The 13,876-nt window shown below is 36.5% G+C and carries 13 protein-coding genes and 1 riboswitch; of the genes, 7 read left to right on the top strand and 6 right to left on the bottom strand.

Going from position 1 to position 13,876, the window contains the following annotated elements:
• The first annotated feature begins 49 nt into the window (after positions 1–49).
• Positions 50–211, top strand: a complete 162-nt coding sequence (locus tag B371_RS23645; RefSeq protein WP_019415985.1) for a hypothetical protein — start codon at positions 50–52, stop codon at positions 209–211.
• 110 nt (positions 212–321) lie between these two features.
• On the opposite strand, the gene B371_RS0119375 is transcribed toward B371_RS23645, so the two are convergent.
• Positions 322–1,671, bottom strand: a complete 1,350-nt coding sequence (locus tag B371_RS0119375; RefSeq protein ID WP_019415984.1) for a M20/M25/M40 family metallo-hydrolase — start codon at positions 1,669–1,671, stop codon at positions 322–324.
• 142 nt (positions 1,672–1,813) lie between these two features.
• A complete protein-coding gene (locus B371_RS0119370) occupies positions 1,814–2,818 on the bottom strand; it encodes a tetratricopeptide repeat protein (protein WP_019415983.1) in 1,005 nt (334 codons plus the stop codon).
• A gap of 502 nt (positions 2,819–3,320) precedes the next feature.
• On the opposite strand from B371_RS0119370, the gene B371_RS0119365 reads away from it, so the two are divergent.
• The gene (locus tag B371_RS0119365; RefSeq protein WP_019415982.1) at positions 3,321–4,232 is read left to right on the top strand and encodes an acetamidase/formamidase family protein; all 912 of its coding nucleotides are present in this window, start codon (positions 3,321–3,323) and stop codon (positions 4,230–4,232) included.
• A gap of 24 nt (positions 4,233–4,256) precedes the next feature.
• Positions 4,257–5,594: an APC family permease gene (locus tag B371_RS0119360; protein ID WP_019415981.1), complete on the top strand. Its 1,338-nt coding sequence runs from the start codon at positions 4,257–4,259 to the stop codon at positions 5,592–5,594.
• A gap of 1,794 nt (positions 5,595–7,388) precedes the next feature.
• Here B371_RS0119360 and B371_RS0119355 read toward each other — a convergent pair.
• Positions 7,389–7,709, bottom strand: coding sequence for a hypothetical protein (locus B371_RS0119355; protein WP_019415980.1), 321 nt, complete (start codon positions 7,707–7,709; stop codon positions 7,389–7,391).
• A gap of 214 nt (positions 7,710–7,923) precedes the next feature.
• Here B371_RS0119355 and B371_RS0119350 point away from each other — a divergent pair, with 214 nt between their 5' ends.
• Both B371_RS0119350 and B371_RS0119345 read left to right on the top strand, forming a co-directional pair.
• Entirely contained in the window at positions 7,924–8,214 is a 291-nt protein-coding gene (locus B371_RS0119350) for an iron-containing alcohol dehydrogenase (protein ID WP_019415979.1), read from the top strand.
• Positions 8,215–8,648: 434 nt separating this feature from the next.
• Complete coding sequence (locus B371_RS0119345; protein ID WP_019415978.1) at positions 8,649–9,683, top strand: acyltransferase; 1,035 nt, start codon at positions 8,649–8,651, stop codon at positions 9,681–9,683.
• A gap of 314 nt (positions 9,684–9,997) precedes the next feature.
• Here the strand turns inward: B371_RS0119345 and B371_RS0119340 are convergent, their stop codons facing one another.
• The 3 genes from B371_RS0119340 to sfnG all read right to left on the bottom strand — a co-directional run bounded on the left by B371_RS0119340 (position 9,998) and on the right by sfnG (position 12,344).
• Positions 9,998–10,450, bottom strand: a complete 453-nt coding sequence (locus B371_RS0119340; RefSeq protein ID WP_019415977.1) for an OsmC family protein — start codon at positions 10,448–10,450, stop codon at positions 9,998–10,000.
• Positions 10,451–10,674: 224 nt separating this feature from the next.
• Complete coding sequence (locus tag B371_RS0119335; RefSeq protein WP_019415976.1) at positions 10,675–11,259, bottom strand: NADPH-dependent FMN reductase; 585 nt, start codon at positions 11,257–11,259, stop codon at positions 10,675–10,677.
• Positions 11,256–12,344 (bottom strand): dimethylsulfone monooxygenase SfnG, encoded by a 1,089-nt coding sequence (gene sfnG, locus B371_RS0119330; RefSeq protein ID WP_019415975.1) that lies wholly within the window; start codon positions 12,342–12,344, stop codon positions 11,256–11,258. Before sfnG ends, B371_RS0119335 begins: the two co-directional genes overlap by 4 nt.
• 303 nt (positions 12,345–12,647) lie before the next feature.
• Positions 12,648–12,757: riboswitch (SAM riboswitch) on the bottom strand.
• Positions 12,758–13,095: 338 nt separating this feature from the next.
• Here sfnG and B371_RS0119325 point away from each other — a divergent pair.
• Entirely contained in the window at positions 13,096–13,290 is a 195-nt protein-coding gene (locus tag B371_RS0119325) for a hypothetical protein (RefSeq protein WP_019415974.1), read from the top strand.
• 9 nt (positions 13,291–13,299) lie between these two features.
• Positions 13,300–13,782: a DUF5694 domain-containing protein gene (locus B371_RS0119320; RefSeq protein WP_019415973.1), complete on the top strand. Its 483-nt coding sequence runs from the start codon at positions 13,300–13,302 to the stop codon at positions 13,780–13,782.
• Positions 13,783–13,876: the final 94 nt, after the last annotated feature.

Below are 13,876 nucleotides of genomic sequence, written 5' to 3'. Positions count from 1 at the left end.
ATCAAATATAGTACAAGTGGACCGTAAGTGGACCGCAAGTGGACCGCAAGTGGACCGCAAGTGGACCGCAAGTGGATCACAAGTGGATCACAAGTGGGTCACAAGTGGATCACAAGTGGATCACAAGTGGACTGCAAGTGGACAAACAATCAGTCTAGATGGTGCAACATATAAAATAAATGGAAATCTAAAACTTCATTTAGATGCTTAGATGCACTACGGTAAACCAATAAATAAATGCACGAAATGGCTTAAACATTTTGCGTGAAATTTGTAATGAATTAAAACGTATCAATTCTAGTTATGTTAACTAAATTGTTTTCAAACCACACGTTGACGTACTCCTCTCTGAATTAGCCTGCTAGCATTTCTAATCAAAGCCATTAAAAACTCATATGTTTCATAATTTGCTTCCACGTCTAATTGTTCCATGTCCGTATGTTCATTGTCATAGCCTGCAGATAAATTAACACTTTGGATCCCGTGAGATGCCCAGATAGCAGTGTCACTTGATCCTCCAGGAGTTGTTTTCCATTGACCGAATTCCTCTAACCTCGCAACTCGTTCAACGGCTCGAGCAAACTCAATGGAACAAAATCGTGTAGTATCTCCTCTTGAAATGACAATGTCCGATGTATTGCGGCGATCAACTACGAAAGCCATATCAACGTCCCATAAAAATGATTCATGAAGTGCTCTTGCACCGCGGAGACCGATTTCTTCTTCTACAGTAAAGATGTATTTGATGGTGCCATTGAATTGTTTCTTTGTTAATGTTTTCGCAATACTCAACAACACATTAATGCCAGCACGGTCATCTGCTCCTAAAATTCCTTCGCTGCTGGTCCAGATTTGATCGCATTTAAGAATAGAACGATTTGGATTAATTTCTTCCACTGTATCTAGATGGGCATTTAATAGAACGGTTGGTCCTGGACCATATTTTCTTATTGCCAGCAAATTCCCGGCATCATCGACACTAATTCTGTCCACGTATGGAGTGAGATGCTCGCGGACTATTTTGCGAATATCCCCTTCATTTCTACTTGCTCCTGGAATGTTCAGCAACGTTTCAAGCTGGGAATAGTACTCTTCTTTTGGCATGAATGGAGAGTCTAATTGAATCATTTTTTGCGCTTCCTCCTTTGTGATGTTGAATAGTTTCTCGGCAAATGCAGGCAATGTCTCTCTAGTTACTTGAAATGTGAGCCCTGTTCCCCAGTTTAGAATGGCAGGAAGATGAATGTTCTCACACACTTTATGAGCATTTCTTGCTTGCATTTTTGATGTGAAATCGATGATAGGGTTGCTACTTGAATGACCGTCACAGGAATACTTAGTGGCAAATCCAAGTTCATTAAATTGTGTTACCAACCCGGCAATATAAATATCCAATTGTGAAATTGGCAGCACATCATACTGACGCAGCAATTCCGTGCGACCATCTGTAAGTTGTTCCTGCACTTGTACCCATTCCCCTACTGTCACCGGACTTGAAAAGATTTGAAGCTCTGTTCTATTAATCATGAATGATGCGTTCAATTGTTTAAGGATTGTTTCGAGCAATTTAATATTTTCCTTATTCATCGCTCCTACGTTAAAGTGCATTTCTTCCTCCTTGACGTTGAATCCAAATCCAGTAAATAATGATTGCCATTTTGTATTTTTCATGTGTTCATCTCTCCTCTTGTTTTGTTATTCACATTGTATTAAAGTTGCTGTGACACACCTGTCACAACTACTGTCCGTGAGGTTTTAGAGCAAAGAAAAAATGCTTACCCACTGGAAATCCCAGTAGAAAAGCATTCGTTTATTATAGATATTGGTCCTCTCGTGCTACGATGTAAAAATCATTTATATTTATACGATATCGTTGTAAGCCAGCATCCGCTACAATCAAATTGCCAACGAAGCCACTTTCCTCTAAACGTCTTTTCAAACGCTTAACTCGCTGTCTATAATTAGCCCAGGTGACATCATTTATTGTTCCAGTTTCCTCTACGAAGCCATTCAATTCGACCAGTGATAGTGCTTTTTTATTTACACTTTTCATCAATAATTTCTTTAAAAGAACACTTTCACTTGCACTCAGTGGATTTCCGGCATCGTTGCCTAATTGTATGAATGGACGATCTTCTACATAACTCAGTAGGAGCTGTTCTTTACCCAAGGAATCCCTAAGTTCTACATATCTTTGACGGGAAATTCCTTCCTTCCCTATTGGTGTTATCATTGTTAACTCTGTTTTTTCTAATTCTTGTTTCAATTGAAGGATACTAATTCCTTCATAATCCAAATCAAATACACTTGGATCCAATTCCTTAGCCACTTGGTGAGCTTCTTTGGAGATCTGACTGGCACAATAGCCAATGAACAATCTTGATTTAATCAGCTGATCTTGTGCCAATGGAAAGTTGGAATTAGTTTTTCTATTTATGTCTAATGCACGTTGGAAATAAATAATTGCGATCAACCATCGACTATCAGCATAATGAAGAAACGCATATCGATAGTGAGCTTCAGGGTTATAGCGATCAAGCTTTAGAATATTTTCGTATTCATATTTCGCTACATTAGAATCCCTATATTCGCCAGTCTTTGCGTATAGAGCATATTCCATTAATTCACCAATATAGTCCTCTTTTTCATCTTCACTCAACATATTTAATTTGAATTTCAAGTTCATCAATTCATCTTGTATGTTCTTTACCTGTAGATCAGTGAAACGGTTTGATGTTTCACCTACTTCTTTTAATTTAGTTTCCAATTCATTCACTCTTTCCAAACTAACTTTGGAAGAGTTTTTTTGGTTTATCATTATCTCACCTCGTACTTTTTAAGAATATGAAAGGATTAACATCTTCTTTCATTATATGAATATCTCATTTAAGTTAGCAACACTGGAAAAAGTATTTTTGGAGTTGGAATAATTATTAATTGTCTGTGCCAATTATTTATTAAGTTCTCCTTAGGGGTTTCTGTCCAAAGAGTGTGATGTTTTCGAAGTTTAGTGTTATGAAATTATTACTCTTATTAAATATATAGGATTTACATTATTGATATTTATTTATTTTATTCTCAAATCAAGGAAAGCTCTAGTATCCGTTATGACAATAGATTTAGCCATTTTGGTTTTATTTCTACGTTGGCATTCGAGAATTCCAAACCTATACTTCTTCAAAGTTATAACATTATGTTTTTTTCTTCTTTAGAATAAGATTTTAATACTAATACCTTAGTTTTTAATCATCTTAACTTCTATTTCCATAACCTAAGACATAAATTATGATATCAAATATTCTTAGAGAGGAGTTTTAACTATGGAAGTTATTCCAAAAGAAAAAATGATTTTGGCAATGTCAAAATCTAATAATCCCGTTAAAAAGGTCGATAGTGGTAGTACAGTAGTTTTTGATACTTTTGATTGTTTTAGTAATCAAATTAGAACAGAAAATGATCCTTTCAGTTCTGTTGGATGGGACAAGATCAATCCCGCTACAGGTCCGCTTTATGTGAATAACGCAGAAATAGGGGATGTCCTGAAAGTTGAAATTTTGGACATTAAGATTGCTTCAAAAGGAGTTATGACCACTGCAACAAAGTTAGGCGTTTTAGGTGATATAGTCACTGGCGAAACTACTAAAATCATAGAGATAATAGACAACTTTGCAGTTTTTAATGAGAGGATTAAAATTCCTGTTAATCCGATGATTGGTGTCATAGGAACTGCTCCTTATGGGGATTCCATACCAACTGGAACACCTGGATCCCATGGAGGAAACATGGATTGCAAGAGAATTGTTAAAGATTCAGTGTTGTATCTTCCTGTAAATACGGATGGGGCACTTTTATCCATGGGCGATTTACACGCCGTGATGGCCGATGGTGAAATAGTTATTTGTGGGTTAGAAATTCCTGGTGAAGTTACAGTGAAAGTTACTGTGTTGAAAAATGAAATACCTCACAACTTGCTTCCCATTTTAGTGGAAGGAAATCATGTCATGACAATTGCATCTGCAAAGACATTAGATGAAGCCGCTAAGAATGCGACTATTAACATGCATTCTTTCTTGCTAGATAAGTTGAATTTAGGAATTGATGAAACAGGAATGTTATTATCTTTAGTTGGAGATTTAAGAATTTGTCAGATAGTAGATCCACTAATGACAGCACGAATGGAATTTCCATTATCCATTCTTAACCAATACGAGAGTGAAATAAGCAAAAAATAAATAATTTTAAAAGGAGGGCTTTGAATGCTAAATAGAGTTCTTGGAAAATGGTTACTGATGTTCACGGGTTATGCTACAGTCGTCGCGTCAGGATTTATGATCGGCGTTGGTGGTGCAGCATTTGAGGCTGGCCCGCTAGCTTTAGTTTCATATTGGGTATTTGGTGGATTAGCTACATTTGCTACTGCTTTTGTTTTCTCAGAATTAGCCACAATGTTTCCAAAATGTGGTGGCGTGTGGGAGTATACAAAACAAGCCTTTGGAAATGATCATCCTGTTTCATTTATGGTTGGGTGGATATACTGGTTCGCATTATTATTCGGACTAAATGTAGAGCTAGTATCGGTGGGTATTTATGTTCATGAATTGGTTCCATCCGTCCCCCAGTGGGCAGGAGCACTTGCTACAGCTCTAATATTTGTAGCTTTGAATTTTATAGGTGTCAAATTGTCTACTATTATTGAAGCTGGATTTGGCGTTATATTAATTTTGTCATCTGCAACTTTTATATTATTAGGTTTAGGACATTTAGATTTTGGTCTTTACTCAGATTTCGCACCAAATGGAACAGTAATGCCTTTGTTAAAAACACTACCATTTGTTGTTATCGCGTTTTGTGGTTTTGAAGTTATTGCTACCTTGGCAGAGGAATCCAAAAACCCTAAAAAAGATATTCCAAAGGCTCTTATAGGAGCTGCTACTTTTTTAACGGTATTATTTGGGGGATTCGCAACAGTACTATTCGGATTAGTACCTGCATCGGAACTTGCAACAGAGGCACCACTTTTAAAAGCAGGTGCAATGATTTTTGGTGGTATTGGATTGGCTTGGTTAGCACTTCAAAGTTTATCCGGATCAATGAGTACAGTTAATGGTGGTGTTATGGGTCAGACTCGAGTCATGTTTGCCATGGCAAGAGAAGGATGGTTTAATAAACGATTCGCTAAGATTGATAAAAAGTCTAATATTCCTAAAGGAGCACTATACTTCACTGCAGTCTCAATGGTATTAGTTTCTTTACTTCCTTTAATCACTGAGAGAGCGTGGGTGTGGGCTGGTTTTCTAGGAGTTTTTGGTTATGCTTTATCTTATATCATGGCATGTTTTCTAGTTATTTATTTTAGAACTAAATTGCCTGACCACGAAAGACCTTTTAAAGTCCCATTCTATCCAATTACGCCGATTGTTGGTATCATTTTATATATCCTAGCAATCGTATATTCTGGGATAGATATCATTATTGTAGGGGTAACATGGTGTTTAGTTGGTGTTGGCTATTTCTATGTATTCGGTCGCAAATCAAGAAATAAGTTTTTGTCTGACTTAATATCAAAAGATGGTAACTTAAACAATGTTAAATAATTTCTTTAAGGATTATTGTTATATTTTTCACTCTTATAAGGTGTTAATGTAAAAAAGGCATTAACGACTTTCTATGCACTAGTTATAATCGTGCTTATGTTTGTTTACCTCTCTGGATCATTGCGACTTTATGGCTTGTCTGCTTTTTATAAATTAAATTAGTTTGCTTCCCTGGGTGAAAAATTTATTTTACAATGAAGAAGATATATAAATACCCTCAATGCAATATTAAATGTTACCGGATAGTGAAAAACCAAGTAAACCGCTATTATGATGCTAATAAGAATGAACTAAGCATGGTACTAGAGTAGCTGACTCGCAACTTTACGTGGAGAGGCGGGTATGATAGTCTTGGCAGGCAAAAGTCAGTTTATTTACTTGGGTTTCTTGGTTTAGGAGTCATACCAGCAGAGGCTCCTTGTCAAGTTGCTAAACAACACATGTTGTCCTTTCACAAACCAATTTGGATAGGTCGCCCTGGAAACATTCTTCAGGCGTAGAGCGATGCACGCATATCCACCACAGGATTATTTGTACGAAAGAGAGACGAGCGAAGCCCACGCTCGTCTCTCTTCATTTCTCTAGGTTATGTGCAGGGGGGTGTCGTATAAAGAACATATTGTTTTTCCGCAAAGAGTTTCCATCATTACTCTAACAGACAAGACATATCGCAAATTGTAAAATACTTCACTATAAACTTACAGTGTATCAAAACAGAAAAAATATCCGTCAAAAACGAGCCTTCTACCTTTATTTAAAACAAACGCTACATTCTCTCCAACTATCCGGTTTACTAAGTCCATCAACTTTCGCTTTTAAATCATTTATATTTTCCGAGCAGTATTTTGGATAACGTGTTGTATAAGTGCCTTTGCGTGAAGGCACGTTTAAATGCCTACAACCGACCTTATGTAGAACGTTACCCGTCGGTCCACCCGCCCTATTAAACACATAACCGGTTTTGTACGTTGCACACTAATCTTCGTATTTTTGTTCATTATTTTTAAATTCTATAACCATTAATATCACCTCGACTATTCGTTCTCTATCCTAAATTCGTTAATATATAGCCACGGTCTTTTACGGTAACCGTTTGACATACAAGGACTATGTCCTCTACTTTTGGTTTCTTCATTTCAGCTATTTCGGAAATGGGTTTGTATAATGACCTTCTGTCAAATAGTTTACCATACCCTCTTTCTCGCTATTACGTTGCCCTGACTAAAGTGTTGCTTTTATTTCATAGTGTCCCTAGGTAAGCCCAAATTGAAAATCATTGGTGCCTCGGAGAGTATGGTACAGTATGTGAAAACTTTCTTACTCTTACTTTAAAGAAAGTAAACAGCTACCGAAATTGTATCTTCGGTAGCTTCATCCCTTGCAATTAGTATCCATTCTTTCATCCACCAAAACACTATGCAACCATGGGTTGTAGGATAGGGCGGATACATAGCCACTTGTTAAAAAAGAAAGGCGAGCGTTGTCATCGCTCGTCTCTCTTCATTCATTAGGTCATGGTGTCGGGGGTTGCCGTCCAAAGCGACCTGGAGACCCTAGTTGATATAAATAGTTTATCAAGTGTCTAAATGCTAGTTAGGTGGCACGGCTAGCCAATTTGCCACTTTCCTGTTCGTGACACTTTCGGAGGCTCGATTCAAGGAAGTAGTTTGCGTCCCTGGGTCAAGCCACAAATTGAAAAACATTGGTGTCTGACCCAGGGACGGTACAATCATGAAACATGAATATACCCCTTCACACTTACCATGAAGGGGTATTCTACTTTAATATTGTTTTTTACATTGTGTCCTGTGACCCTTCTATACCCAGCCTCTCTAATCGTTTCAATAAAATCTCCTCAAATAAATCAAACTTCACCGTCCGTAACAGATCTACATCCACTTCACGTCCAAACCAGACTATTTGATTGTTCGAAACAATTTCAAACCCGCTATGATCAAATTTCACTTTTAAATCACTTTCCTGTTCTCTGTTGACTCTACTGACAAAGAACTCAACATAACTGTTTGCATCTGCATTTCTCAGAAACATGGACGAAGTCATATTATAGCCACCTGATGAACGTTGTGCTTTTAACCAATCCATTGTTGTATTCATGCCTATTCCTCTCTTTTTGCTGATTTTCTTAGCTTTTTAAACATATTTTTTTAAGTTCTCATCTTCTTGACCAGTCATGTATTCTTCGAGTGTAATACGATTTCAAACCACGTGTTGACGTACGCTTCTCTGATTTAGCCTGCTAGCATTTCTTATCAAAGCCATACCGAATTCTTCTACCCTTGCAACTCGTTCAATATTTCGAGCAAATTCAATGGAACAAAGTCGTGCTAGTGACGGATATATATTTGTTTCCATCCCTGGGTCGCAAATTATCATCCAAGATGGTGCAAAAGTTTTAAATGATTTTGAGCCAGACTGGATAATCGGTATTGGTGGGGGTTCCGTGATGGATTGGGCAAAAGCTATGTGGTTATTCCATGAGCATCCGGAATTAACATTTGAAGAGGCGGCTAAACCTTTCACATTGCCTAAACTTCGCACAAAAGCCAAGTTTGCTGCTATTCCAACAACAAGTGGTAGTGGTGTGGAAGTATCAAATTAGTTGTTTCCATCCTGGGACGCGAATGACTAATTTCATCCACTTTATAATTTCATAATTCTCCCCATATATGTTCACATACAAAACCTTCGCTCGAGTGCTGTCCCTGGATCAGACTCAAATGCTCCTCAATTTGTGGCTGCCCCCCAGGGACACGCCGACAAGAAAAAGTGCAGGCATATCTAGAATTGTAGTAAATTATCAGAATTCTGTATCATTGTTTCCATCCCTGGGTCGTTAAGTAAGTTAACGAAATGAATAATAGTTTTGAAGTTGAAATGATAATATTACAAGTTAAAAATTTACCACGAACAATTTATAAATATACTCTATGCGAATAGAATTAAAAATTGTGAGATAATTCATAAATTAAATCTTATATGCTATTCTTACACTATATAAGTGTTATTAAAAACCTATTTATAGGAGTGTAAAGAATGAAAAGATTTTATTATCTAGACTACTTACGAATTTATGCGACTATTGCTGTAATCACTATTCATGTCTCAGCTTCTGCGGTCAGAGCTAATCCTTTTGAAACAGGTTTGTCAGGTTGGCTTAGCGGTAACTTTTTTGAATCATTAGCACGTGCATCAGTTCCAATTTTTATCATGATCAGTGGAGCTCTTCTTTTAAATGACAGTCGTTCTCTTCCCTATAGTCAATTTTTGAAAAAGCGAATAAGTAAAATAGCGATACCCTTACTATCATGGAGTATTATCTATTATTTAGCAGGTTCTTACAGTCATGAATACGACTATTCAACCAAAAATTTTATTTATAAATTACTGACAGATAATATCATCTATCATTTATGGTTTATGTATACAATTATTGGGTTGTATTTAATTACACCATTAGTAAAAATTCTAATGCAACATTCAGCCAAAAGAGATGTCGAGTATTTTTTAGGGTTATGGATATTTGCATCGGTTTTATTAAAATTCATGGTGTATCTTGTTGATTTTAGTATAAAAATCGAGTTATTTTTTGTTACAAACTTTGTGGGATATTTTGTGTTAGGTTATTATTTATTAAAATACCAATTTTCCAAGAAAAATATTTTGTATTCCCAAATTTTACTAATCCTTGGATTATTGGGAACATTCTTTTTAACTTATTATGGAACGATTAAAAACCAAGGAGCACTAGAACAGTATTGGTATGAGTATCACTCTATATCCGTCTTGCTTACTTCAGTGGGATTATTTATTTTATTTAAAGATATTTTGTTTAAATCAAAACAAGATATCAATGCCTTCCTAAATTGGTTTAGTCAAGCAAGCTTTGGAATTTTCTTAGTTCATGTTTTGGTTCTCAACTATCTTTTAGCCGCTGTATTCGATAAAATAAATATTCAATTTCATCCCATTATTGCGATACCCTTGAATGTTATAATAATCCTAATTGTCAGTTCAATGATTACATATATCATTCGAAAGATACCTGTTTTAAGGAAAATGGTTCCTTAGTTCATTTGCCAAGGGATATGAGAAAAACAAACACACTTTAGGCTGAATTACTCCCAATTCTTTTCGAGTCATTCAGCCTGATTTTGTTCACATATAAGAATAAGTGTTATTCAATCATTAAAAAAGGAGTATTCTTCCCTTATTGATTAACCCTCTTGTTGTTCATTGACAGGTTTACGACAATCAGGACGGCAGCGTGTAGTAAATATACAGTAGATTGATTGTCTGTTTGGTCGCAAATAAAAAGACTACAATGAATTATTGAAAAACCCATTGTAGTAACACATCCTACTAACATCATTTCTGAATCTATCCTATTTTTTAATCCAATTCGTTTCTATCTTAACTCCAGCATCTTTTAATAAATTATAAACCGGACATCTTTTTTCTACTTCATCTCTTAATTCCTCTACTCGAGAAAGATCTTCATTCGTACTTATAATCACATCAAAATTCACATTCTGAAAATGTGGTGAAATTCCTTCGACCCCCATTAACCCTTGTAAATCTAATGTTCCTTCATTTACAAAGTCTACGCCATGGTAAGAAAAAGACTTTTCTTTCGAAATGATCCCAATCATAACGGACGTACAGCTAGTCAATCCAGCTAATACATATTCAACAGGATTTGGTCCTTCATCAGTACCACCTAGACTTTTTGGTTCGTCAACGATTAATGGCGAAAAATTTCTAATCGATATTGACGTTTTTAAACCACTTTCCCATTTACCACTTGTGTTCACCTTTAATAATTGTTGCGTTGTCATCTAATCGCCCCTAATTCTTAGTTTTATTTTAATGCAACTAGTCAAATTGTAAATCTATTTATCGCGTTACTAATTACCCGTTTTATGATCTGTTCAGTTTACTGAGGGTGCTTTTTTACATCATCAAGACCGCAGCAACTGATAGGGTGTTAGTGAACACATGAGTTTATTTTGGAGGTAAAAGTATTCCCGTACTTTTACCTCTTTTTTTATGAGTACAATTACTAGACTAGTACTTTTCTTGGAATGGTAGGTTGATCGGCTCCCTCAAAACGTTTATCGATTAGACTTGTTAAGCTCACTACATCACTTGCCAATGCTTCAAGTCGCTCAAGAATTTCGTAACTGCTTAATTCTTTGTTAGTAAAATGTTCATTATGAATGTACACACTGCCTGGGACTACATGTGCTTTGAAGTAACCAGCAAGCGGTTTAAACTGATGTTCGAGCGCCAGGTAATGATGATAGGTTCCACCTGTTGCAATAAAACCGACTACCTTTCCTCGTAAAGCGTCATTTGGAATTAAATCGAATACATTTTTCAAAGCTCCTGTATAAGTCCCACGGTAAATGGGCGAACCAATAATATAGCCATCCGCACTCTTTAAATGATCAATCAAATACTTTGTATCACCTTCATAAAGCGAAGGGTCCCTCCCATCACAAAACCCTACTGATAGGTCTTTTAAATGGAGATGAATCGTTTCAATTTCAGGGTTATGTTTCTTGGCATAATCAAGGGCTTTGTCAACGGCAATAAACGTCTTAGACGAAGATGTTAAACTTCCAGTTAGACCAACAATTTTCATACGCTTACTACCTCCTTTTGTAATTGCGCTTCTTTTTGTTTCACAAGTGGAATGACTTTTTCACCGAAATCCTTAATATCTTTTTCATAATGTAGGAAACCTGTAAGGATGAGGTCAACCCCTAACTGCTTAAGTTCGATTATGCGATCTGCCACTTGTTCAGCTGTACCAATTAACCCAGTTTTAAATCCGTCATTATACTGAACTAAATCTTCAAAAGTAGAATTTGACCACATGCCTTCTCCTTCCTTTGAAGACGCTCCGGCTTGTTTCACAGCCTCTCCAAAGCCTTTCACAGCTTCAACATCAGCGTTTGACACAATATCACGTAAGACTGAAACTGCTTCTTCTTCCGTATCGCGTACAATAACAAATCCATTGACGGCATACTGAAGTGTTCGCCCTTCTATTTTAGCTAACTCTTTCACTTCTTCAATTTGCTTTTTAAAACCCTCCGTTGTATTACCATTCATGAAATACCAATCTGAAACTCGAGCAGCCATTTCTTTTGCTGCTCTCGAATTGCCTCCTTGGAAAATAGGTGGCGTTGGCTTTTGAACAGGCTTGGGTTTTAGTGGGGCCCCATTAATTCGATAAAAATCACCTTTAAAAGTGGCTTCTTCTTCTGTCCATAAGCCTCTAAGGACTCTTATGAATTCCTCTGAACGTCGATATCTCTCACCATGCTCAAGCCAAGGCTCACCATATCCCGTAAACTCTCCTTTGAACCAGCCACTAACGACATTTACTGCTGCACGTCCATTGCTGATATGATCTAACGTAGCCATCATTTTTGCATAAACTCCTGGATGCCAAAGCCCCGGGTGCACTGCTGAGATTAGGTTTATTTTTGTCGTTACGCTTGCAAGTGCCGCTGCTAATGTTGCTGCTTCGAGTTGATATTCTGCTCCATAACTTGCAAAAAAGCGTGTTTGTAAAAGGGCAAAGTCAAAGCCCGCTTCTTCTGCTGCTAGCACATATCTTTTATTTGCTTCAAATGACCAATCGGTTTCTTGTGGTAGTTTAGAGACAACTAGACCTCCACTTACATTCGGAACCCAATATGCATATTTTAATTCACTCATGTTTAACTTCCTCCTCAGGGATTTTCCTGACATGGACGTAAATACGCTAAAATGGTAAAGTATTAAAGCGATCTAAGCCTTCTCAGGGTTTATCGTGTGTTACAAGGGATGAAAGTACTGCAATACTTTCATCTCTTTTTTATTACCCATCACCTCCTCAAAGTACGTCCTTTTCATAAGTAGTAAAGTCTAGAAAACATGAAAAACCCCTCTTTCAAAAGAAAGAGAGGCACAAAAATGTATAAGGATCAAAATCCCTCTTAAAAATAAGAGAGATGCAGAATTCACTAAATACAAAGTCCTCTCTTATCTTTCAAAACATATACGTTTTGTAGGATTTGGCACCATCTTATTCGAAAATAAGTGGTTGCCGAGCTTCAACGGGCCAGTCCCTCAGCTACTCTGGATAAGAGATTTTAATTAAATTGTCAAATTTGATTTCATTAATATCAAACAATACTGCATTATCAGAATAATGTCAATACCTTTCTGGGAATATTTATGTGGAATTCAGAGGTTAGTAATAATCAAGAATTGTAGTCTATGACGAAGTCTAGTAATAGCTATGGATTCTTTTTACGAGTACCCGTACAAAACGCATATATCACCTAATAATCGCTATATAATAGGGAAATCAAATGTAAAGTTAGATATTTTAAACTCAAAATAGGTACTAAAAAAACCACTATTCCATCGGTGTTTGCGTAAACCCAATATCCCTTGCAGATTTTTATAAGAGGAGAGACTCTTTATGGCTGAAGTAACAGAAATAATTTTAGTAGGAACCTTCCATTTCGAACTTCAACAGGAAATACTTACAGATAAACAACTCGAAATCAAAGAGCTGGTGAATCACCTTGCCCGCTTTAAGCCAACAAAAATAGCGGTCGAATGGGAAAAGAACAAGCAAGAGGAATTAGCCGAAAACTATGCAAAACATAACTAGTTATATGCAATGGATGAAATTGAGCAAATAGGGTTTCGATTAGCTGAAGAATTAAACCATCAAGGGATATTTGCAATTAATTGGGCAGGACAGCTTACTGAAGAAGATATGTCTAAACTTAATCAATCAATTCAAAACGAATATCCAGAAGTCCTAAAAATGGTGAACACGTTTAGCGAACGAGATGTCGACATAGATCCTACTATCTCTCTACTTGATAGTTACAAGCAGCTTAATGACACAGAGTTGATTAAGGAACTGGAGAAAATGTATCTGTCTTTCGTTACCGTAGAAAATAATGGTGAAAGTGTTGGTGCTACCTTCTTGCATAAGTGGATAGAGCGAGAACTGATGATCGTTAAACACGTTACTGAAATCTTAGAGAATCCGAATGAACGGCTCTTATTACTTGTTGGTAGAGATCATCTATGGATGCTTCGAAAGTTATTTGAGGGAAAGGGTTGGACTGTTATAAATCCTTTCTCTGACTAAGAACGAGCCTTCTTTAAACTAGTAAATTAAAAACTATCAATTCAAATGCAAATTGATAGTTTTTTGTTTTGATTACTTAAGTTTCGCACCCCTA

The organism is Paenisporosarcina sp. TG20 (assembly GCF_000286315.1).
GTDB lineage: Bacteria > Bacillota > Bacilli > Bacillales_A > Planococcaceae > Paenisporosarcina.
Note: the sequence above shows the minus strand (reverse complement) of the source record. Positions and strands in the feature narration are given on the sequence as shown.

What these genes read in the sequence shown, in the direction of transcription:
- B371_RS0119375 (WP_019415984.1), bottom strand. Translation starts at nt 1,671, where the DNA reads ATGAAAAATACAAAATGGCAATCATTATTTACTGGATTTGGATTCAAC.
- B371_RS0119370 (WP_019415983.1), bottom strand. Translation starts at nt 2,818, where the DNA reads ATGATAAACCAAAAAAACTCTTCCAAAGTTAGTTTGGAAAGAGTGAAT.
- B371_RS0119365 (WP_019415982.1), top strand. Translation starts at nt 3,321, where the DNA reads ATGGAAGTTATTCCAAAAGAAAAAATGATTTTGGCAATGTCAAAATCT.
- B371_RS0119360 (WP_019415981.1), top strand. Translation starts at nt 4,257, where the DNA reads ATGCTAAATAGAGTTCTTGGAAAATGGTTACTGATGTTCACGGGTTAT.
- B371_RS0119355 (WP_019415980.1), bottom strand. Translation starts at nt 7,709, where the DNA reads ATGAATACAACAATGGATTGGTTAAAAGCACAACGTTCATCAGGTGGC.
- B371_RS0119350 (WP_019415979.1), top strand. Translation starts at nt 7,924, where the DNA reads ATGGAACAAAGTCGTGCTAGTGACGGATATATATTTGTTTCCATCCCT.
- B371_RS0119345 (WP_019415978.1), top strand. Translation starts at nt 8,649, where the DNA reads ATGAAAAGATTTTATTATCTAGACTACTTACGAATTTATGCGACTATT.
- B371_RS0119340 (WP_019415977.1), bottom strand. Translation starts at nt 10,450, where the DNA reads ATGACAACGCAACAATTATTAAAGGTGAACACAAGTGGTAAATGGGAA.
- B371_RS0119335 (WP_019415976.1), bottom strand. Translation starts at nt 11,259, where the DNA reads ATGAAAATTGTTGGTCTAACTGGAAGTTTAACATCTTCGTCTAAGACG.
- sfnG (WP_019415975.1), bottom strand. Translation starts at nt 12,344, where the DNA reads ATGAGTGAATTAAAATATGCATATTGGGTTCCGAATGTAAGTGGAGGT.
- B371_RS0119325 (WP_019415974.1), top strand. Translation starts at nt 13,096, where the DNA reads ATGGCTGAAGTAACAGAAATAATTTTAGTAGGAACCTTCCATTTCGAA.
- B371_RS0119320 (WP_019415973.1), top strand. Translation starts at nt 13,300, where the DNA reads ATGGATGAAATTGAGCAAATAGGGTTTCGATTAGCTGAAGAATTAAAC.